17 protein-coding genes and 1 pseudogene are annotated in these 20232 nt (G+C 70.1%); 11 read left to right on the plus strand and 7 right to left on the minus strand.

All coding sequences use genetic code 11. The features are described 5' to 3' along the window. Positions 1–192: 192 nt before the first annotated feature. Together QSK35_RS18300 and QSK35_RS18305 are read right to left on the minus strand one after the other, a co-directional pair. The gene (locus QSK35_RS18300; protein WP_285747665.1) at positions 193–1707 is read right to left on the minus strand and encodes a flagellar basal body protein FliL; all 1515 of its coding nucleotides are present in this window, start codon (positions 1705–1707) and stop codon (positions 193–195) included. Beyond that, positions 1704–2156, minus strand: a complete 453-nt coding sequence (locus tag QSK35_RS18305; protein WP_285747667.1) for a hypothetical protein — start codon at positions 2154–2156, stop codon at positions 1704–1706. Before QSK35_RS18305 ends, QSK35_RS18300 begins: the two co-directional genes overlap by 4 nt. A 17-nt stretch (positions 2157–2173) precedes the next feature. Here QSK35_RS18305 and QSK35_RS18310 point away from each other — a divergent pair, with 17 nt between their 5' ends. The 10 genes from QSK35_RS18310 to QSK35_RS18355 all read left to right on the plus strand — a co-directional run bounded on the left by QSK35_RS18310 (position 2174) and on the right by QSK35_RS18355 (position 12543). Beyond that, a complete protein-coding gene (locus QSK35_RS18310; RefSeq protein WP_285747669.1) occupies positions 2174–2959 on the plus strand; it encodes an SIR2 family NAD-dependent protein deacylase in 786 nt (261 codons plus the stop codon). A gap of 29 nt (positions 2960–2988) precedes the next feature. Next, positions 2989–4518, plus strand: a complete 1530-nt coding sequence (locus tag QSK35_RS18315) for an AMP-binding protein (RefSeq protein ID WP_285747671.1) — start codon at positions 2989–2991, stop codon at positions 4516–4518. A gap of 135 nt (positions 4519–4653) precedes the next feature. Continuing rightward, the gene (locus QSK35_RS18320; RefSeq protein ID WP_285747673.1) at positions 4654–5940 is read left to right on the plus strand and encodes an NlpC/P60 family protein; all 1287 of its coding nucleotides are present in this window, start codon (positions 4654–4656) and stop codon (positions 5938–5940) included. A 69-nt stretch (positions 5941–6009) separates the two neighbouring features. Then, positions 6010–6543 (plus strand): DUF4232 domain-containing protein, encoded by a 534-nt coding sequence (locus QSK35_RS18325; RefSeq protein WP_285747675.1) that lies wholly within the window; start codon positions 6010–6012, stop codon positions 6541–6543. Positions 6544–6559: 16 nt separating this feature from the next. After that, on the plus strand, positions 6560–7084 hold the full coding sequence (gene mobA, locus QSK35_RS18330) for a molybdenum cofactor guanylyltransferase (protein WP_285747676.1): 525 nt from the start codon (positions 6560–6562) through the stop codon (positions 7082–7084). A 91-nt stretch (positions 7085–7175) separates the two neighbouring features. Continuing rightward, entirely contained in the window at positions 7176–8507 is a 1332-nt protein-coding gene (locus tag QSK35_RS18335; RefSeq protein WP_285747677.1) for a hypothetical protein, read from the plus strand. Positions 8508–8521: 14 nt separating this feature from the next. Then, a complete protein-coding gene (locus QSK35_RS18340; RefSeq protein ID WP_285747679.1) occupies positions 8522–9508 on the plus strand; it encodes a hypothetical protein in 987 nt (328 codons plus the stop codon). A 64-nt stretch (positions 9509–9572) separates the two neighbouring features. Next, the gene (locus tag QSK35_RS18345) at positions 9573–10634 is read left to right on the plus strand and encodes an AAA family ATPase (protein WP_285747681.1); all 1062 of its coding nucleotides are present in this window, start codon (positions 9573–9575) and stop codon (positions 10632–10634) included. Positions 10635–10699: 65 nt separating this feature from the next. Beyond that, positions 10700–11581: a DUF58 domain-containing protein gene (locus tag QSK35_RS18350; RefSeq protein ID WP_285748268.1), complete on the plus strand. Its 882-nt coding sequence runs from the start codon at positions 10700–10702 to the stop codon at positions 11579–11581. Continuing rightward, positions 11578–12543 (plus strand): VWA domain-containing protein, encoded by a 966-nt coding sequence (locus tag QSK35_RS18355; protein ID WP_285747683.1) that lies wholly within the window; start codon positions 11578–11580, stop codon positions 12541–12543. The genes QSK35_RS18350 and QSK35_RS18355 overlap by 4 nt, the downstream gene beginning before the upstream one ends. Here QSK35_RS18355 and QSK35_RS18360 read toward each other — a convergent pair. The 3 genes from QSK35_RS18360 to QSK35_RS18370 are packed head-to-tail and all read right to left on the minus strand — an operon-like array spanning position 12540 to position 15351. Beyond that, positions 12540–13394, minus strand: coding sequence for a TAXI family TRAP transporter solute-binding subunit (locus tag QSK35_RS18360; protein ID WP_285747685.1), 855 nt, complete (start codon positions 13392–13394; stop codon positions 12540–12542). The genes QSK35_RS18355 and QSK35_RS18360 overlap by 4 nt on opposite strands. Beyond that, the gene (locus QSK35_RS18365) at positions 13391–14692 is read right to left on the minus strand and encodes a sensor histidine kinase (protein ID WP_285747687.1); all 1302 of its coding nucleotides are present in this window, start codon (positions 14690–14692) and stop codon (positions 13391–13393) included. The genes QSK35_RS18360 and QSK35_RS18365 overlap by 4 nt, the downstream gene beginning before the upstream one ends. Beyond that, positions 14692–15351: a response regulator transcription factor gene (locus QSK35_RS18370; protein WP_285747689.1), complete on the minus strand. Its 660-nt coding sequence runs from the start codon at positions 15349–15351 to the stop codon at positions 14692–14694. Before QSK35_RS18370 ends, QSK35_RS18365 begins: the two co-directional genes overlap by 1 nt. Positions 15352–15474: 123 nt before the next feature. Between QSK35_RS18370 and QSK35_RS18375 the strand changes: the two genes are divergently transcribed. Further along, positions 15475–16764, plus strand: coding sequence for an MFS transporter (locus QSK35_RS18375; protein WP_285747691.1), 1290 nt, complete (start codon positions 15475–15477; stop codon positions 16762–16764). Positions 16765–16829: 65 nt separating this feature from the next. Here QSK35_RS18375 and QSK35_RS42860 read toward each other — a convergent pair whose 3' ends face one another. Then, a complete protein-coding gene (locus tag QSK35_RS42860) occupies positions 16830–19691 on the minus strand; it encodes a MupA/Atu3671 family FMN-dependent luciferase-like monooxygenase (protein WP_502881684.1) in 2862 nt (953 codons plus the stop codon). Then, a pseudogene (locus QSK35_RS42865) lies at positions 19671–20228 on the minus strand (AMP-binding protein); the annotation flags it as partial. The pseudogene QSK35_RS42865 and the gene QSK35_RS42860, both read right to left, overlap by 21 nt. Positions 20229–20232: the final 4 nt, after the last annotated feature.

The raw sequence follows: 20232 nt of genomic DNA on the forward strand, positions 1-20232 counted from the left end.
GACCCGGCCGCCCACCAGGCCACACCACCACACCCGCCCCCCGACACCCCGTCATCCGCAAACAACGCAGGCCCAGCAAACCCAAGACAGCAAACAACAAACGGGCCGCCGCTCACGCGACGGCCCGTTAGGGAACTCACCCCTGGTTAAAACACCAGCGCTTGGAAAGCTCCCTTCATAGCGAAGCGGGAACTACTTGACGAGCTCGAGCAGCGCGTCCACGTCCTTCGGCTCGAGGCCGCGGAACAGGGTGAGCGCCAGCTCGTAGTACGTGCGGATCGGGCTCACGTACCACTTGCCGTCGACCTCGGTGGCGACGACGCCGACACCGTCCTTCATGATCTGCCCACCGACGCGGGCGATCACGTCGACCGCGGCGGGCGGGATGTTCTTGCCGCCCTGCTGCTGGACGAGCTGGGCGAGCTCGTCGGCGCACAGCTTCTGCTGCTGGCCCTGCGCCTCGACGGTGTAGCAGTCACCCGTGCGGGAGATGTCGACCTTCTCGCCGTCCGCGGTGACGGTGAGCTTGCGGATGGTCACCTGCTTGCCGCCGGTGACGTCCTTGACGTCGGTCTCCAGCGCGTCGAGCTTGGCGCCGGTCGGCTTCTGCGAGCCGGCCTGCTCGAGGAGGACCGGGCCGACGGCCTGCAGCACGCCCATCTCGTCCGGCGGGAGCAGCGCGATGACCTTCTTCAGGTCGGCGTCCATGCCGGCCGTGACGATCGCCTTCGCGGCGTCCTGCGCGGAGGCGGCACCCTCGGGCGCGATGCCCTGGGCCGGCCACTTGAGCTTCTCCTCTTCCAGCGCGATGTTCGCGATGGTGTAGAAGGCGCTCGGGTACCACTCGCCGTCGACGTTGATCGTCGCGATGCCGATCGGTTTGCCGCGCTTCTTGACCTCTTCGGTGATGTCGACCGTCTCGGTCTTGGCGCCGCTCTCGAGCTTCGCGCCGAGCGCCTTCACGATCTTGTCGGTCAGCGGGATCTTCGACGCGTCCGACGTGATGGTGATCTTGCCGCCGGTCAGCTTGTTGATCGTCAGCTTGTCGTTGATCTTCTCGGCGCCGGCCTCGTCGAACGTGATGCCTTCGCTCTTGAACTCGATGCCGCTGACCTTGTTCGGGTCGGCGTCCTTCTTCAGGATCTCCAGGCGCTTCGCCTCGTTGACGACGGCCTCGGTGTAGTCCTTGGACAGCTTGGCCTCGGCGGGCGCCAGGCCGTTCATCACACCGATGATGTCACCGGAGCCGAGCGAGGTGATCAGCTTCTCGGCGGCGAGCTTCGGGGTGTCCTGGCCGGAGGCGGCCGTGGTGCTCGAGCGGAGGAAGGCGAAGTAGGTCACGCCGCCGCCGACGAGCAGCAGCACGGCGACCAGCACGGTGATGACCAGGCCGGTGCGCTTCTTCTTCGGCGGCTCGCCACCGAACGGAGGCTGCTGGCCCCACTGCGGCTGGGGGCCGGTCTGCGGGTAGCCACCCTGCTGGGGGAAACCCTGCGGACCGGTCTGGGGGTAGCCGCCCTGCTGCGGCTGAGGACCGGTCTGGGGGTATCCACCCTGCTGTGGCTGCGGCCCGGTCTGCGGGTAGCCGGGCTGCTGCTGGGGGTAGCCGCCCTGCTGGAAACCACCCTGCTGCGGGTAGCCGCCCCCCTGCTGGTACGGGTCGTTCTGCGGCTGCCACTGGCCGCCGCCACCACCTGGGTAACTCACGGTCCTCCTCCTGGAGTACTCATCGCCGAGCGAGTTTTCGCGGTGAGCACCGTGATCGCCCCCACGATCGCCAGCACGGCACCACTCAAGGTCACAACCGGTCCGGAAAGGGAGATTCCGATCAATGACCCCGTGTCGCCCCCTTGGACGACGGCAAGTGCCGCCACCGTTCCCGTGATGGTGCCAAAAAGTAGGCCGATGCACGCGGCGAATCGGCGAAAACGGACCACCCACAGGGCCAACGCGCACACCGCCAACGGGGTGATTCCGACCCAGATCAGGGTGACCACTTCGCCTGGACCCGTGTTCAACCCGGCGAAATCACGCAGCGAGAGCACCTCGTAACTGTCCCGGTGAATGCTTCCAGATCGCAGCCAGGGCAGGAACGTTCCGGTGACTCCAGTGATCAAGCCCACTGCCGCGATCGCGGCACCCAATCGTGTACGCACGGGGCTAGTTTGTACGGATGGTGTCGGAAGCGTGCGCAGCGGCACGGGCGTTGGTCGCGTCCGCACACCGCATCACGGTTCTGACCGGCGCCGGTGTGTCCACCGATTCGGGGATCCCGGACTTCCGCTCGCACGAAGGAGTGTGGGCCGATTTCACCCTGGAGACGTACCTCTCCGATCCCGAGGTGCGCCGGGACGCCTGGCGGGCGCGGCTGACGCATCCCATGTGGACCGCGCGCCCGAACGCCGCCCATCTGGCCCTGGTGGCGCTGGAACGGTCCGGGCGGCTGCGGACCGTGATCACGCAGAACGTCGACGGGCTGCACCAGAAGGCCGGGTCCGACCCGCACCGTGTGCTGGAGCTGCACGGCACGATGCACCTCACGGTCTGCCTGGATTGCGGGATCACGCGGCCGATGCGCGACGCGCTGGAACGGGTGGCGGCGGGGGAGGCCGAGCCGCGTTGCGCCCGGTGCGGCGGGATCCTGAAGTCCGCCACGATCTCGTTCGGACAGCCGCTCGACGCCGAGGTGCTGCGCCGGGCGCGCACCGCGGCGATCGACTGTGACGTGATGCTGGTGGCGGGGACCTCGCTCGGCGTGCAGCCGGCGGCCGGGCTGGTCGGGCTGGCGGCGAAGGCGGGGGCGTCCGTGATCATCTGCAACGCGGAGCCGACGCCGTGCGACGAGACCGCGGACGTCGTGATGCACGAACCCGTGGGGGACGTGCTGCCGGACCTGGCGGCCGTTCCGCCGGTGGGGCAGGGAACCTACCGATCCTGGGGCGACCCGAGCACGTGGTGAGAACACCCCGTTAGACCTAAGGTCAAAACATGCGTGTGCCACTGACCGTCTCGGATTTCCTGGACCGCGCCTCCTCCGTCTTCGCGGAGACGACCGCGGTCGTCGACGAACCCGACCAGCCCGCCAAGCCGGTCGACACGACGACCTACCAAGAACTGGCCCACCGGATCAAAGCCTGGCAGGCGGGTCTGGACGCGCTGAACGTCGGCGAGGGCGAACGGGTGGCCGTGGTGAGCCACAACTCCGCGCGCCTGTTCGAGCTGCTGCACGCGGTGCCCGCGAGCGGGCGCATCTGTGTACCGGTGAACTTCCGCCTCAAACCGGACGAGGTGTCCTACATCGTCGAGCACAGCGGCGCGGCGGTCCTCCTCGTCGACCCCGAGCTCGAACTTGACGGAGTCACCGCACGGCACCGGTTCACCCTCGGCGCCGAGACCGAGGACCTGATGCGGTTCGACGTCGAGCCACGCCCGTGGAGCGCGCCGGACGAGGATGCGACCGCGACGATCAACTACACGTCCGGCACCACCGCGCGGCCCAAGGGCGTGCAGCTCACGCATCGCAACATCTGGCTCAACGCGGTCACGTTCGCGATGCACACGCGGGCGTGGGAACGCGACGTCTACATGCACACCCTGCCGATGTTCCACTGCAACGGCTGGGGCATGCCGTACGGGCTGGCCGGGCTCGGCATTCCGCAGGTGGTGCTGCGCAAGGTCGACGGCGCCGAGATCCTGCGCCGCGTGCGCGACCACGGGGTCACGCTGATGTGCGGTGCCCCCGCGGTGTGGAACGCCGTGCTCGACGCGGCGCAGGGCTGGGACGGCGAGATCCCCGGCCGGGACAAGGTGCGGATCGTGTGCGCCGGGGCGCCGCCGCCTAGCCGCACCATCCAGCGGGTCACCGAGGAGCTCGGCTGGGAGTTCCTGCAGATCTACGGCCTGACCGAGACCGCGCCGCTGCTCACGTTCAACCGGCTGCTGCCGTCCGACGATCACCACGAGGCCGAGGTCAAGGCGAAGAAGCAGTCCCGCGCCGGTGCGCCCGCGCTGGGTGCCCAGATCAGGATCTCCGAGGCGGGCGAGGTCATGGCGCGCTCCAACGTCGTCATGGAGGGGTACTGGGAGAACCCGGACGCCACCGCCGACGCGATCGAGGACGGCTGGTTCCACACCGGCGACGGCGGCTACTTCGACGAGAGCGGCCACCTGACGATCACCGACCGGAAGAAGGACGTGATCATCACCGGCGGCGAGAACGTGTCGTCCATCGAGGTGGAGGACTGCCTGTTCAGCCACCCGGCGGTCGCCGAGGTCGCGGTGATCGGCGTGCCCGACGAGAAGTGGGGCGAGACGATCAAGGCGCTGGTGGTGAAGGCGGCGGACGCGGACGTCACCGAGGCCGAGCTGATCGCGCACTGCAAGCAGCGGCTCGCCGGGTACAAGGCGCCGACGTCCGTGGAGTTCCGCGAGTCGATTCCGCGCACCGCGACCGGGAAGATCCAGAAGTTCAAACTGCGCGAGTCGTATTGGTCCGGGCTGGACCGCAAAGTGAACTGACACGAACGCCGACACGCCGTAGCCGATCAGACCCATTTCCGCACGCTCTGTGGTCAACTGTGACCCGAGTAGCTGACGAGACGCGAGTTCTTGCTGCGACAAATGGGTCTGATTGGTCTAATGCGGTGGGAGGTGATGTCGGTGCTGACTCGGCTTTCCGCCGCAACGGCGTTGGTGCTGACGCTCGTCTTCGCAGGTTCGGCGCATGCCGTACCTCCGCCGCCGCCCAACCCGAGCGACGACCAGATCAGCGCCGGCCGGGCCGACGCGGACGCGAAGGCCGCACGTGTCGGCGAGCTGACCGGCCAGCTGAGCCAGGCCGAGGCGAAGCTGCAGGAACTCAACGACGAGGTCGCGTTCAAGGCCGAGCTGGCGAACAAGGCCCGCGTCGACCTCGAGATCGCACAACAGGCCGCTGACCAGGCCAAACGGGACGCCGACTGGGCGCGCACCGAGGCCGACGCCGCGGGCAAGGCCGTCGAGGACAGCCGCAGGCAGCTCGACGAGTTCGCCGCCGCCAGCTACTCGCAGCGCAGCGCGGTCGGGTCGGTGAGCGCGTTCATCGGCGCGAAGAGCCCCGAGGACCTGCTCGCCCGCGCGCAGATGCTCAACAACGTCAGCAGCTCCGGCCTCAACGTCCTCGACCGCATCCAGCAGGAACAGGCCGAGAAGGCGAACAAGGACTCGTCGGCGCGCGCCGCCCTCGGCAAGGCCGAGGAGAAGCAGAAGGCCGCCGACCAGGCCAAACGGGACGCGGACACGGCGCAGCAGACCGCCATCGACGCCCAGCGGGCCCAGGCGGGCCGGGCCGCCGCGCTGGAGAACGACAAGGCGAGCGTCGAGCGGCAGCTCGCGGACGCGCGCGGCGTCGTGGGCGGGCTGGAGGCGCAGCGCAAGCAATACGACCAGTGGCTCGAGGACAAGAGGCGCGAGGACGAGGAGAACGCGAAGCGGGCGGCCGCGGCCGCGGCGCCGGTGGGTGTGGCGGCCGCCGCGCCCTCGGGCAACCGCGTGCAGACCGTGATCAACCGGGCGCTCGCGCAGCGCGGCGTGATCTACGCGTGGGGTGGCGGCAACTACAACGGCCCCACCTACGGCATCCGTGACGGCGGCGTGGCGGACGAGTTCGGTGACTACGCCAAGATCGGTTTCGACTGCTCCGGGCTGATGATGTACGCGTTCGCCGGCGTCGGGATCTACCTGCCGCACTACAGCGGCTACCAGTACAACTCCGGGCGCAAGGTGCCGCTGTCGCAGATGGCGCCGGGCGACATGCTGTTCTGGGGACCGGGCGGCGGCACGCACGTCGCGCTGTACCTGGGCGGCGGGATGATGGTCGAGGCGCCGTACTCCGGTGCCGTCGTGCGGGTCGCGCCCGTGCGGTACGGCGGGATCATGCCGTACGTGACGCGCATGCTCTAGAGATTGGTCTGGACAAATCGTCTCCGGGTGACCACTCTATGGGGCCTTGCAGCCCTGTGGAGGAAACCCATGCGCGCCATCGCCCTCTTGCTGTTACCGCTCGCCGCCTGCTCGGCAGGAGTTCAGTCCGCGCCGCCCGCGGGAACCGAGCAGGGCGTCAAGCCCGCCACGACGGAAGGCGCCTGTGCGGCCGACGTCTTCACCGCCGAGGTCCGTACCCAGCCCGACGTCGGCAAGGCGATCGTCTCGCTGACCAACCACGGCTCGAAGTCGTGCCCGCTCAAGGGAAACCCGGAGATCACGTTCACGCTGTCCGACGGGCGGCCGGTGAACGTGCCGGTGGAGAAGGTGCCGCAGCCGGGCCGGGGCGCGGACTTCACCGTGCAGCCCGGCGAGACCGCCTACGCCGGTCTGAAGTGGACCGCGTGCGAGGGCGCGGACTGCCAGAAGGTGGAGGGCATCCGCGTCGGCCTGCCCGTCGGCGGCACGCTGGTGGCGCGGTGGTTCGGCTCGGACGGCGCGCAGCAGATGGCCGCGGTGCCGGTGAAGACGGCGCAGGTGGGGACGCTGCAGCAGGCGGCGCAGGGCGTCATCGCCTGGTAACGGCTACGGTGGGTGCATGCCCGACGCCGCCGCGATAATCCTGACCGGGGGCAGCGGCGCGCGCCTCGGCGGAGTGGACAAGGCCGCGCTGGAGTTCGGCGGCGGCACCCTGCTCGACCACGTGTTGTCCGTTGTGGACGGTTGCGCGCCGGTGGTCGTCGTGGGGCCGCGCAAGGACGTGCCCGGCGTGGTGTGGACCCGCGAGGACCCGCCCGGCGGCGGGCCGCTCGCCGGACTGGCCGCCGGGCTCGCCGAGATCGACACCGAGTTCGTAGTCGTGCTCGCGGTCGACCAGCCGGGCCTCACCAAGGGCACGATCGCGCGGCTGCGGTCCGTTGGTGACAACGCGGTGCTCTTCGACGGCAGGCAGCAGTGGCTGACCGGCGTGTGGCGTGTCGCGGACCTGCGGGCCGCGCTGCCGGACGACCCCGCCAACGCCTCGATGCGGTCGGTGTTCGGGCCGCTCGGCCCGACGCCCGTGCTCGCGCAGCCCGGCGAGGCCCGCGACGTCGACACCCCCGAAGACCTCACGAACCTTTAGTGCCGTTATGGCCACCTTCGCTGCGTGCGGCGCAGCGAAGGTGGCCATAACGGCACACCAACCTTTGGGGCGGCTCGGGCGTTAGGGAGGTGTGGGGTTCGCGGGGTTCGAGACGTTCGTGTCCGAGCAGCGCATGTCGTTGCTCCGCTCGGCGTACCTGCTCACGGGCGACCGGCAGCGCGCCGAGGACCACGTGCGGCACGCCCTCACCGAACTCGCCGAGCACTGGACCCAGGTCGGGCCGCCGAACCCCGAGGCGTTCGTGCGCGTCGCGCTGTACCGCGACGTGGCCGCCACCCGGCGCGAGGTGCCGGCGTTGACGGTCCAGCGCTTCTGCGACCAACTGCGCAACCTGGACCCGCCCGAGACACTCGCGATCGACGCGTGGGCGGCCGGTCAGCGACGACGCCGGCGCCGCTCGCGCGCCCGCGTCGGGCTGGCGATGGCGGCCACCGTGGCCGTGTGCGGTGCGCTGATCGTGGTGTCGGCGCATGAACGCGACGTCCACCTGCCGCTCGCGCCACCAACGACCAGCGCCGCGGCGAAGCGGGTCGACCACGTGCTGCCGAGCTCGCTGGCCGACCTTCCGTTGTTGCACACGGACTTCCCGGAACGGATCGATCCCAGTCAGGGCGTGCCGCTGGCCCAGCACCCCGTGCGGCGCGCGCTGGCGTTGTTCCAAGGACTCGGCAGCATCCTCGTGCTCGGCGACGACGGCGAGCTGCGCACGCTCGGGGACTGGCCGATGTCGGAGACGGCGCTCAGCGCCGACGGGCGGACCGCCGTGTTCCCGCAACGGGACGGCGTGCTGGTGGTCGACCTGACCACCGGGTCGAGCCGCACGGTTCCGGTGCCGGGGGACAACCGGCACGCGTCGATCAGCCCGGACGGCACCCAGCTGGTCGCGTCGAGCCCGGACCGCGGCACCTCGCTGGTGCACGTGCCGGACGGTGAGTTGATCATCAGTACGCCGACGGAGCAGCTCCCGCTCGTGTTCTCGAGCACCGAGTCCGTGGCGTACGGCCTGGTCAACGCGGACGGCAAGGCCGTGCTGAAGCGGTGGGGGTTCCGCTGGCCGGAGAAGACCGGCAGTAACGGGAGCATGGCCTACGACATGGGCGTGTCCGGGGTGCGCGGTACACCGGTCACCCGCGGGGACCTCATCGCGTGGGCGGGCGTCGGCGGGTACGACCACCTGTCGGTCATCGGGCTGTCGCAGTACTCGTGGACGCCGAACCAGCCGCGCAGGCCGCCGGTGCTCGGGGTGCGGACGGGCGGAGTGCGGCCGGCTCGGTGGCTCGACGACTCCACGCTGTTGCTGGTCTGCGACGGCCCGCGGCCGATGGTGGTGGCCTGGAACATCGACACCGGAAGTTTTCATCGGGTAATGGAGGTCGAGCGGCCCGGACTGCTCGCGATGTAGCGGACAATCGGGGTGTGGCGTCGAGGTTCGTGCCGGTCGCCGTGCTCGTCGCGGCCGTGGTCGCGACGGGGGTCGTCATGCGCGTCGAACCGTCCCGCCTCGACCAGCCCAAGCCCGTGGAACCGCGGCCGGTGACCGCCATGATCCCGTGGAGCGACCAGGACTCGTTGCCGCGGCTCAAGTCGGACTTCCCGGTCGAGGTCGACCCGGCCGCGCCGACCGTTCCGCTCGCCGAGAACCCGGTCGAGCGGGCGTTGGCGCTGCTGCAGAAGAGCAGCTCCGACCCGGTGCTGGTGCTCGGCGACGACTGGCACCTGCGTTCGCTCGGCGTCCTCAAGATGTCTCCGACGTCGCTGTCGGCGGACGGACGCACGGCGGTGTTCCCGCAGCCCGGCTCGGTGCTGGTCGTCGACCTGACCACCGGGCGGTCGCGGACGGTGCCCGTCGGAGGCACGAACACGCACGCCGCGATCAGCCCGGACGGCAGGCAGCTGCTGGCCATGGGCTCGCGGGGCACCCAGCTGGTCGACGCCGCGGACGGCGCGCTGATCATCCGCATGGCCGACCGCAAGACGCCGTCGTCGTACTCGGCGACCGACAACTTCGCGTGCGGTGTCGTGACCGGCCGCAACAACCCGGAGTACATGATCTCGTCGTTCCGCACGCTGGAACGCGAGGGCCGCACGATCACCCACTCGCTGGAGTCCATGGTCGACGACGTGCGCGGCATTCCGGTCGCTCGTGGCAACCGGATTGCGGTTCCGGCGCGTGGCAAGTTCGCGGTGCGGGACGTGATCGTGATGACCTATTTCGGGTTCGTGCCGATCCGTGGCGCGCCGCCGAAGGTGCTCGGTGTGCCGTTCGGGGCGCGGCCGTTGCGGTGGTTCGACGACTCGACGCTGCTGGTGCTCAGCGGCGACCGCGTGCTGTCGTGGAACGTCGACACCGGCGAGGTCAGCCGGGTGATGAAGCTGCTGGGCCGGGTGGAAGTGTCTGCTTAGGAAGACCCTTCACATGGGTTAAACCGGTGGTCCGGGAGACTTACCGGGTCGCACAACCCTGTTCATGGAGGCCTCCCTCGTGACCGAGCCCGCCGCCGATCCCGCATCTGCTGGGGCGCCCAACACGCCTGCCCGTGACGCTCAGCTGCTCGAACGCACGGTGTTCGAGGTCAAGCGGGTGATCGTCGGCCAGGACCGGCTGGTCGAGCGGATGCTCGTCGGCCTGCTGTCGAAGGGGCACCTGCTGCTCGAAGGCGTGCCCGGCGTCGCGAAGACGCTGGCCGTGGAGACCTTCGCGCGGGTGGTCGGCGGATCGTTCTCGCGCGTCCAGTTCACGCCGGACCTCGTGCCCGCCGACATCCTCGGCACCCGCATCTACCGGCAGTCCAGCGAGGCGTTCGACGTCGAGCTCGGCCCGGTCGTGGCGAACTTCGTCCTCGCCGACGAGATCAACCGCGCGCCCGCCAAGGTGCAGTCCGCGATGCTCGAGGTGATGGCCGAGCGGCACGTGTCGATCGGTGGCCGGACGTTCCCGATGCCCAACCCGTTCCTGGTGCTCGCCACGCAGAACCCGATCGAGAACGAGGGCGTCTACCCGCTGCCCGAGGCGCAGCGCGACCGCTTCCTGTTCAAGATCCAGGTCGAGTACCCGACGGCCGAGGAGGAGCGGGAGATCGTCTACCGGATGGGCGTCGAGCCGCCGGAGCCGAACCAGGTGCTCTCGCCCGAGGAGCTGGTGCGGCTGCAGGGCGTCGCGTCGCGCGTGTTCGTGCACCACGCGCTGGTGGACTACGTGGTGCGCCTGGTGATCGCGACCCGCGCGCCCGGTGAGCACGGACTGTCCGATGTGGCCGGTTGGGTCGCGTACGGCGCCTCGCCGCGTGCCTCGCTCGGCATCATCGCCGCCGCGCGTGCGCTGGCCCTGGTGCGCGGACGCGACTACGTGCTGCCGCAGGACATCGTCGATGTCGTGCCGGACGTGCTGCGGCACCGCCTGGTGCTGTCCTACGACGCGCTCGCCGACGGTGTGCCGATCGACCACATCATCACGCGCGTGCTGCAGATCGTGCCGCTGCCGCAGGTGTCGGCTCGACCGCAGCAGCCGGTTCCGGCTGGTAGGCAGTGAGCGGCAGGAAGAAGTCCGCCGACGAGCGCCCGTCGTGGGCGCCCCCGGTACTGCACGGCGGCCGCATGGAGGCCGCGCTGCGCATGCTGGAGCTCGACGTCCGGCGCCGGCTCGACGGCCTGCTGCAGGGCAACCACCTGGGGCTCGTGCCCGGTCCGGGCACCGAGCCGGGTGAGGCGCGGGTGTACCAGCCGGGCGACGACGTGCGGCGGATGGACTGGGCGGTCACCGCGCGCACGACCGTGCCGCACATCCGCGAGACCGTGGCGGACCGCGAGCTGGAGACGTGGGTCGCGATCGACCTGTCGCCGTCGCTGGACTTCGGTACCGCCGCGTGTGAAAAGCGTGACCTGGTGGTCGCCGCGTCGGCCGCGGTCGCGCACCTGACGCGCGGCGGCGGCAACCGCATCGGCGCGCTGATCTCCACCGGCGCGGACACCATCCGCGTCCCGGCGCGCGGCGGCCTCGCGCACGCCCGCGGCATGATCCGCCGCATCGCGGAGACCCCGCGCGCTCCCGAAGGCACCCGCGGTGATCTCGCCGAACTGCTGGAACAACTGCGCCGCCCGCCGCGCCGCCGCGGCCTCGTCGTGGTGATCTCGGACTTCCTCGGCGGCACGGAATGGCAGCGGCCGCTGCGCGCGTTGTCGGCGCGGCACGACATCGTGGCCGTCGAGGTGATCGACCCGCGTGACGTCGACCTGCCCGAGGTGGGTACGGTCGTGCTGTCCGACCCGGAGACCGGGCGGCAGCGCGAGGTGCACGCGTCCGCATTGCTGCGTCGGGAGTTCGCGGCCGCGGCCGCCGAACACCGGGCGTCGGTCGCCGCGGGTCTGCGGCAGGCAGGTGCCGGACATCTGGTGCTGCGCACCGATTCCGACTGGATCGCGGACACGGTGCGCTTCGTGGTCGCCCGCAAGCGGCGCTGGTCGGGAGGTGTGGCATGAGCTTCTCCAGCTTCGTTGCCCCCTGGTGGTTCCTGCTATTCGTCGTGGTCGTCGCGCTGGTGGCGGGATACGTTGTGCTGCAACGGATCCGGCGCAAGCGGGTGATGCGGTTCACGAACCTGGAGCTGCTCGACAAGGTCGCCCCCAAGCGTGAGGGCTGGACGCGGCACGTGCCGGCCACGTTCCTGCTGGTGTCGTTGTCGCTGCTGACCGTCGCCCTGGCCGGCCCCACCGCCGAGCAACGGGTTCCGCGCAACCGCGCGACGGTCATGCTGGTCGTCGACACCTCGTTGTCGATGAAGGCGACGGACGTCCGGCCGTCAAGGCTGGAGGCCGCGCAGGTGGCGGCGAAGTCGTTCGCCGAGGGCCTCACTCCCGGCATCAACCTGGGCCTGATCTCGTTCGCCGGCTCGGCGACCGTGCTGGTCGCGCCGACCACCGACCGCACCGCGGTGACGCAGTCGATCGACTCGCTGAAGCTGGCGCAGTCGACCGCGACCGGTGACGCGATCGTCGCCGCCATGGCCGCCATCGACTCGTTCGGCAAGGTCGTCGGTGGCGCGGAAGGGCCGCCGCCCGCGCGGATCGTGCTGATGACCGACGGCAAGGAGACCGTCGGCACGCGCAAGGCGTTCGACGCGGCCGAGGACGCCAAGAAGGCCGGGATCCCGATCTCGACGATCTCGTTCGGCACCGAGGACGGCACGGTCGACATCGAGGGCAGGCTGCAGCCGGTGCCGGTCGACGACGAGTCGATGAAGGAGATCGCGCAGCTGTCCGGCGGCGAGTTCTTCAAGGCGGCCTCGGCGGAGGAACTGCGGCGTGTGTACGACACGCTGGGCGAGCAGATCGGGTACGAGAAGAAGCAGGCCGACGCCTCGAAGCCGTGGCTGGTGATCGGCACGCTGATCCTGATCTTCGCCGCCGCGACGGCGTTGCTGCTGGGGCAGAGACTTCCCTAACCGTGCAGGCGGCGGTACTCCGCCGCCGCACCCGGATGCAGGTCGATCCTCGGCGTCACGATCAACGATCGGACGTCGAGGAACTGCGTTCCCAGCGCCTGGTTCGGCACGAGGTTCGCGGCCTTCCGCACGAGCATGCGGACGACCGCGCCGGCGAGGTCGTCCGGCAGGGAGCGACGGCACATCAACAGGTTCGCGGTGCCGACCGTCTGCACGTCCGCCTTCGACCCGTACACCCCGGCGCGCACGGTGACGTGCTCGTACACCGATCCATAGGCCGCCTTGAGCCGCGGCAGCACGCCGTCCAACGGCAGCAGCCGCAGGTTCGTCTCCTTGGCGAGACGGGGAGTCGGGACACCGCCGGACCACAACAGTGCCGCGATCTCACCACGTTGCAGCGCATCTACCGCGGGGTCGAGGGACATGTGCAGCTCTCGGGCCTGGAGGTCGAGCCGGGCACCCTGCACCGCGGCGCCGGAGCCGGGGGCGCCCAGCGACACCGGTTGTCCCCTCAGGTCATCGAGGTTCCGAACCGGGGAGTCCGCGCGCACGACGAGCTGCAGGTAGTTCTCGTAGACGCGGCCCAGCGCGACGAGGTCCGGGGTGGCGCTGTCGGCCAGCGTCAATGCGAGGTCGACCTCGCCCTTGCGCAGGCGGTCGAGGTTGTCCTGGCTGCCGCCGGTGGCGATCGGCGTGATGCGCAGGCCCTCGGGAGAGTTGGCCGCGAGCAGGCGGGCGAAGTCGAGGTAGATGCCGCCTTCCTCACCGGCCGCCAGCTTGAGCTCACCCTGCGGTTCGCCCGTGCCGCACGCCGTGGCGAGCAGGGCGAGCAGGAACGTCCGGCGCCTCATAGCGCCGGCTCCACCGGCAGCGTCAGCTCCACGGTCAGGCCCTTCGGCTCGGCGGGGGTGAGCTTCAGGGTGCCGCCGCGCGCGGTCACCAGTCGTTCGGCGATGGCCAGGCCCAGGCCGGTGCCGCGCTTGTCGTCGTGCTTGCGCCAGAACCGTTCCTTCGCTCGTTCAATGTCCTCAATGGACAGACCGTCGCCGTTGTCCGTCACGGTGAGCACGTTGCGGTCGTGGCTGACGGTGATCTCCGGGCCGCCGTACTTGATGGCGTTGTCGAGCACGACGTCGAGTATCTGCGCCAGATCCGACTCCGGGCAGCGCACCAACGCCGGGCTGCCGGCGTTCAGGGTGATGCCGGCTTTGGCCGTGGGAAGCCAGAAGTCGACCCGGTCGTGCACGACGGCGCCGAGGTCGGCCAGTTCGGGTTCGCGGCCGCCCGCGGCCAGCTCCGTCGCGGTGCTCTCCGCGCTCGCGAGTGCGAGCAGGCCGTCGAGGAGGCGTTCCAGGCGTTCGACCTCGGCGACGACGGACTCGTTGCCCTCCAGCATGTCGACCCGCAGGCGCAGCGCGGCCATCGGGTTGCGCAGCTGGTGCGACGCGTCGGCGATGAGCCGGCGCTGCTGGTCGGCGGCCTCCGTGACGGCGTCCGACATGCGGTTGAACGACTCGGACAACGCCCGCAGCTCGGCCGGACCGGCCGTGTCCATCACGTGCGCGCGGCGCTGTCCCGCGGCGACGGCGCGCACCCCGCGGTCGAGCTCCTTCAACGGCCGGAGCAGCCAGCGCGCGACCACGAGCGTGAGCAGGACGCACGCCACCGCGGCCGCCATCGCACCCGCGAGCACGAACGCCCAGCGCCGCGCCACGTCCTGCGCGGCGGTCGCCGTCGAGGCACGCAGCACGACGGCGCCCGCGACCCTCGTGCCCGTCCCGATCGGGCGGGCGAACAGCACGTCCCCGCCGTGCCACGGCAGAATCGTCGGCACCGGTGCCGCGGGCTGGTTGCGCAGTGCGGCCTCCAGCTCGGTCTTGACGTCGAGAACGTCCATTCCGGACTCGACGACCGGCTCACCCGCGGCGTTCACCACGACGATCTCCTCGCCGTACAACGTCGTGTAGCGGGTGGCCTCGTCGGCGACGACGTCGCTGGGCAGCGCGGCGAACCTGTCGAGGTCGGCGGTCCGGCCGATCACGAACTGCTGGGTGCGCTCGGCGGCCGTGCTCATCAGCAACGGCACCGCGAACGCCGTGACCGCGCTCAGCGCGAACAGCAGCAGCACGAGGAGCAGTCGTTGCCGCATCACTCACCGAGCCGGTAGCCGAAGCCGCGGATGGTGGTGAGCAGTCCCGGCCGCTGGAGTTTGGCGCGCAGCCCCGTGAGGTGCACGTCGAGCGACCGCGACACCGCGACGAACGCGTCGCCCCACACCTCGTCCATCAGCTGCTGACGGCTGACCGCCGCACCGGGCCGGCGCGCCAGCACGGCCAGCAGGTCGAACTCCTTGGGCGTCAGGGCGATCTCCGCGCCGCCGACGGTCACGCGCCGCCGGTCGAGGTCGATCTCCACATCGGACACCCGCACGGTCGTGTCCGGTTCCTTCGACCGCGCCGCGCCGCGCCGCACCACGTTGTCCATGCGCGCCAGCAGCTCGGCGAGCCGCACGGGTTTCACCAGGTAGTCGTCGGCGCCGAGCCGCAGCCCGCGCACGACGGTCCGCTCGTCGCCACGCGCGGTGAGCACGAGCACCGGCACCGGGTCGACCTTGCGCAGCTTGCGGAGCACCTCGAGGCCGTCCTCGTCGGGCAGCCCGAGGTCGAGCAACACGACCTCGTTGTCGCGGTGCGCGATCAACGCGTCCGCGCCGCGCCGCACGCGCGTGGGCTCGTGGCCGTGCGCGCGCAACGCCTCCACCAGGGCGTCGGCGACTCCGTCGTCGTCCTCGACCAGCAACACTCGCACGCCGGACAGTGTGGCAGGCAGCACACCGGACGGCGGCCTAAGGGAACGTAAAGAAGGCCGCGACCGGGTTGTTCGCCGGCCGGGCACGCCTGATCGTGGCTCCAATCACGCAAGGAGGCGCTGATGACGGTGGTGGAGGAGCGGCGTACCGAACGCCGCGTCGTGGCGAACGTGCTGCGCGGCTCGATCGGCAATCTCATCGAGTGGTACGACTGGTACGCCTACACGGCGTTCAGCATCTACTTCGCCGCGGCGTTCTTCCCCAAGGGCGACCAGACCGCGCAGCTGCTGAACACCGCGGCCGTCTTCGCCGTGGGCTTCCTGATGCGCCCGCTGGGCGGCTGGCTGCTCGGCCGCTACGCCGACCGGCACGGCCGCCGGGCCGCTCTGACCTTGTCCGTCACGATGATGGCCCTGGGTTCGCTGATCATCGCCCTGACGCCGTCGTACGCGACGATCGGCGTGGCCGCGCCGGCGTTGCTGGTGACCGCGCGCCTGCTGCAGGGCCTGTCGGTCGGCGGCGAGTACTCGACGTCCGCGACCTATCTGTCCGAAGTGGCCTCACGCGGCAAACGCGGGTTCTACTCCAGCTTCCAGTACGTGACGCTGACCGCGGGCCAGCTGGTCGCACTGGGCGTGCAGATCGTGCTGCAGCAGTTCCTGTCCAAGGCGGAGATGCTCTCCTGGGGCTGGCGCATCGCGTTCGTCATCGGCGCCACCGGCGCGATCATCGTGATGTACCTGCGGCGGTCGATGGACGAGTCCGCTTCGTTCGAGAAGGTGTCCTCTTCGGGGCAGCGCGGCTCGTTGCGCGTGCTGCTGAGCTACCCCAAGGAGTGCCTGCTGGTCGTCGGCCTGACGCTGGGCGGCACCGTCGCGTTCTACACGTACACGACCTACCTGCAGAAGTTCATGGTGAACACCAGCAAGATCGACGCCGCGACGGTCAGCTGGATCAACTTCCTGGCCCTGCTGGTGTTCGTCATCATCCAGCCCATCGCCGGTTCGTTGAGCGACCGCATCGGACGCCGACCGCTGCTGATCGGGTTCGGCGTGCTCGGCGCGTTGTGCACGGTGCCGCTTCTGTCCACCCTGGCTGGTACTAGGTCGCCCGTGCTGGCGTTCTTCCTGATGCTCGGCGGCCTCGTGATCGTCACCGGGTACACGTCGATCAACGCGATCGTGAAGGCCGAGCTGTTCCCGACGCGGATCCGAGCCCTCGGGGTCGGGCTGCCCTACGCGTTGACGGTCGCGATCTTCGGCGGGACCGCCGAGTACGTGGCGCTGGGGTTGAAGCAGGCCGGCCACGAGTCGTTGTTCTTCTACTACGTGGCCGGCTGCGTGCTCGTCTCGCTCATCGTCTACGGGCTCATGCGCGAAACCTCGAAGGACTCAGTGCTGGACAAGGACTAGCGGCGGCGGTGCTATGGGGGGAGCTTTCCCAGCGGTCAGCGCTGGGAAAGCTCCCCCCATAGCAATCAGCGGGAGGCGATCTCCGAAGCCAGGACGTCCACGTGCGGAGCCGTCAGCATCGTGAAGTGGTCACCGGGCACGGTGACCACCTCGATCGGCTCACCGGAGAACTCCGCCCAGCCCTGCCACTGCTCGGACGACTGCACCGCCGCGAAGTACACGATGCGCCCGTCGAACGTCTCGGCGGGCGTGTACGTGCTCCGCTGGTCCGCCCACAACGTGCGCAGGAACCCGCTGAACTGCACGGAGTCCATCTCGGGCGGCAGCAGGTCCAGCGCCCGCATGCGGGACCGCAGGTACTCCTCCTGCGCCAGGTCGTCCAGGCCGGCGAGATCCGCGGCCCGGACGCCGGGATCACGCCCGTAGTTGCGGTGGAACAGACCCGCCACGGACTCGATCCACTCGGCGTGCGTGGCCGGTTCGGACGACAGCGGCACACCCGGAGGGAACGTGTCCGCCATACCGAGGAACGCCACCGACGCACCGGACGCGCGCAGCCGGCACGCGACCTCAAACGCGATGCCGCCGCCGAACGAGTGACCGACGAGCCGGTACGGACCCGAAGGCTGTACCGCGAGGATCTCCTCCAGATAAGAGGAAGCCAGCTCCTCGACCGAGGATCCCGAAGCGGCGTACACGGGTTGGAGCCCGTAGACGGCGAAATCAGCAGGCAGCCGCGACACCAGCTCGTACAACGAAACGAGCCCGCCACCCGCACCCGGCAGCACGAACAGCGGCACCGAGCCGGACGGGCGTAGCGGCACCAGCATGCGCGGGTGGTCGATCGCGTCGAGCAGTCGGACCAGGCCGGCCACGGTCGGCGCCTGGAACAGCGACGACAGCGGCAGGCGTTCACCGAACTCGCGTTCCACCCGCGCGAGCAGCTGGACCGCCAGCAGCGAGTGGCCACCGGATCGGAAGAAGTCGTCGTGCACACCGATCGGGCGCACGTCGAGCACTTCCTCGAACAACGCGGCCATCCGCAGTTCCCGGAAGTCGCGCGGGGCCACCGAACCCGACGAGGGACCGCCGGGTGCGGGGAGCGCTCGGCGGTCCAGTTTGCCGTTCGGCGTGTAGGGCAACGACTCCAGCGCCACGATGTGCGACGGCACCATGTACTCGGGCAGCCGGGATTCCAAGTACTCCCGGACGTCCGCGGAACCGGTCACGTAGGCCACCAGACGGTTCTCCCGCAGCACCACGGCCGCGCCGGTGACCGACGGGTGCTCGCGCAGCACCGACTCGATCTCGCCCGGCTCGATGCGGTAACCGCGCAGCTTCACCTGGTCGTCGGTGCGGCCCAGGAACTCCAGCACGCCGTCGCGCCGGTACCGCACGAGGTCGCCGGTCCGGTACAGCACGCCGTCACCGAACGGCGAAGGCACGAACCGGGACGCCGTGAGGTCCGCCCGGCCCAGGTACCCGCGCGTGACACCGCGGCCGCCGATGTACAACTCTCCTGGCACACCAACGGGAACCGGCGCCTGGGCCGGATCGAGCACGTACACCGAAGTGTTCGCGATCGGGCGTCCGATGAAGGAGTCCGACCCGGTGCACGACCAGATCGTCGTCTCCGTCGGCCCGTACATGTTCCGCAGCGGCACCAACGACGACAGCTCTTCCGACAGCGCGGCGGGCAACGCCTCGCCACCGACCAGCAGGCTTTCCAGCGACGCCAACGCCTCCCGGCCACCCGGCTCCAGCAGGATCATCGCCGCCTGCGACGGCGTGCACTGCAGGTGCGTCACGCCGTGCGAGGCGATCAGCCCCGGCACGGACGTGTCGGCCGCCCGCCGGGCGTGCAGATCACGCGCCGCGGCGAGGTGTTCCAGCGAAGCGAGCACCACGTCCTCGGGGACACCGAAGTCGATGAGGCACGCGACCTCGTCGACGCCCGCGTCCGTGATCGCCGCCAGCTTCTCGGCGACGTGCGCGGGCGTGCCGAAGAGACCGGAGCTGTGGTAGTGCCGCTCGAACGCCCGGTCGAGCATGGCCTCGACATCGGCGTCCGACGCCTTGGCCAGGTTGCGCATCAGGTCCGCGGAGGACGAGAGGTACGCGCGGAACGGGTCGCGCACCGCCGCCCGGACGGCCGCCGGATCCGGGCCGACGAACGTGTGCACCATCAGCGTCACGCGACCCGGACCGTCGTGCCCGGCGCGGGCGCGGGCCTTGCGGTACACCGAGATCCGCTCGGCGAGCTGGTCCAGGTCCTGACCGAGCAGGTGCGTGAGCAGGTTCGCGCCGCACTCGCCGGCCGCCTCGAACGTCGCCACGCTGCCGGCCGCGGTGAGCCACACCGGCAGGTCGGGCTGCACCGGTCGCGGTTGCACCGAGACCTCGATGGACTCGCCGGTACCGTTCGTGCGCACCAGCGAACCGCCCTGCCACAACTTCCGCACATCATCCAAAGCAGACATCATGACGTGCTTGCGGTCGGCGTAGTTCTCCGGCGCGAGCACGAAGTCGTTGGCCTGCCAGCCGGACGCGAACGACACGCCCACGCGGCCATCGGACAGGTTGTCGACGACCGACCACTCCTCGGCGATCCGCAGCGGGTCCTGCAACGGCGCGACGACGCTGCCCGCGCGGATGCCGATCCGCGACGTGCACGCCGCGATCGCCGCGCCGACCACCGCCGGGTTGGGGAAGGGCGCGCCGAACTCGTGGAAGTGCCGCTCGGGCGTCCACACCGCCTCGAAACCGTTGCGGTCGGCGAACTTCGCGCCTTCCAGCAGCAGCCGATAACCCTGGTTCGTGCCGAAGTAGAACAGGCTCAGGTCCGCCACCTTCGCCGGTGTCGCCGCGTGATCCGGTTGCAGCACCACGGAAGCGCCCGTGGTGAGCGTCCAGACCAGCTCCAGCACCGAGATGTCGAACGACACCGTGGTCACGGCCAGCCAGCGGCTGGGGGAACCCAGCACGTCGTTCATGGCGTAGCAGAAGTTCACCACGTTGCGGTGCTCGACCATGACGCCCTTGGGCCGCCCGGTCGATCCCGAGGTGTACATGACGTACGCGAGATCACCCGGTTCGGGACCGTCGAACGGCTCCGCCGGCCCGCCCAGCAGCGACCACAGGTCGTCGATCACCAGCGAGACCTCGGCGTCCGCCGTGATGTGCTCACGACGGGCCAGGGGAGCGGCCGGATCCAGCGGCAGGTATGCCGCACCGGACCGCAGCACACCGAGCAACGCGATCACCAGATCAGCGGTGCGCGGCAACAGGATCCCGACCAGCGAGCCGCGCCCGACACCCAGCGCCGCAAGCCGCGAGGCCACCTCACCGGCCTGGTCCCACAGCTCGGCGTAGGTCAGCGACTTCCCGCCCGCGATCAACGCGACGTCCGACGGCGTGCGCCTCACCTGGGCCGCCACGAGCTCGGGCAGCGTCGTGTCCGGCACGTCC

This window comes from Lentzea sp. NBRC 105346 (assembly GCF_030269605.1).
GTDB lineage: Bacteria > Actinomycetota > Actinomycetes > Mycobacteriales > Pseudonocardiaceae > Lentzea.

Bases quoted from the DNA above. Each gene is read 5' to 3' on its own strand.
- QSK35_RS18320 (WP_285747673.1), top strand. From the start codon at position 4,654: ATGTCGGTGCTGACTCGGCTTTCCGCCGCAACGGCGTTGGTGCTGACG.
- QSK35_RS18350 (WP_285748268.1), top strand. From the start codon at position 10,700: ATGGAGGCCGCGCTGCGCATGCTGGAGCTCGACGTCCGGCGCCGGCTC.
- QSK35_RS18325 (WP_285747675.1), top strand. From the start codon at position 6,010: ATGCGCGCCATCGCCCTCTTGCTGTTACCGCTCGCCGCCTGCTCGGCA.
- QSK35_RS18345 (WP_285747681.1), top strand. From the start codon at position 9,573: ATGGAGGCCTCCCTCGTGACCGAGCCCGCCGCCGATCCCGCATCTGCT.
- QSK35_RS18355 (WP_285747683.1), top strand. From the start codon at position 11,578: ATGAGCTTCTCCAGCTTCGTTGCCCCCTGGTGGTTCCTGCTATTCGTC.
- QSK35_RS18315 (WP_285747671.1), top strand. From the start codon at position 2,989: ATGCGTGTGCCACTGACCGTCTCGGATTTCCTGGACCGCGCCTCCTCC.
- QSK35_RS18365 (WP_285747687.1), bottom strand. From the start codon at position 14,692: ATGCGGCAACGACTGCTCCTCGTGCTGCTGCTGTTCGCGCTGAGCGCG.
- QSK35_RS18375 (WP_285747691.1), top strand. From the start codon at position 15,475: ATGACGGTGGTGGAGGAGCGGCGTACCGAACGCCGCGTCGTGGCGAAC.
- mobA (WP_285747676.1), top strand. From the start codon at position 6,560: ATGCCCGACGCCGCCGCGATAATCCTGACCGGGGGCAGCGGCGCGCGC.
- QSK35_RS18310 (WP_285747669.1), top strand. From the start codon at position 2,174: ATGGTGTCGGAAGCGTGCGCAGCGGCACGGGCGTTGGTCGCGTCCGCA.
- QSK35_RS18360 (WP_285747685.1), bottom strand. From the start codon at position 13,394: ATGAGGCGCCGGACGTTCCTGCTCGCCCTGCTCGCCACGGCGTGCGGC.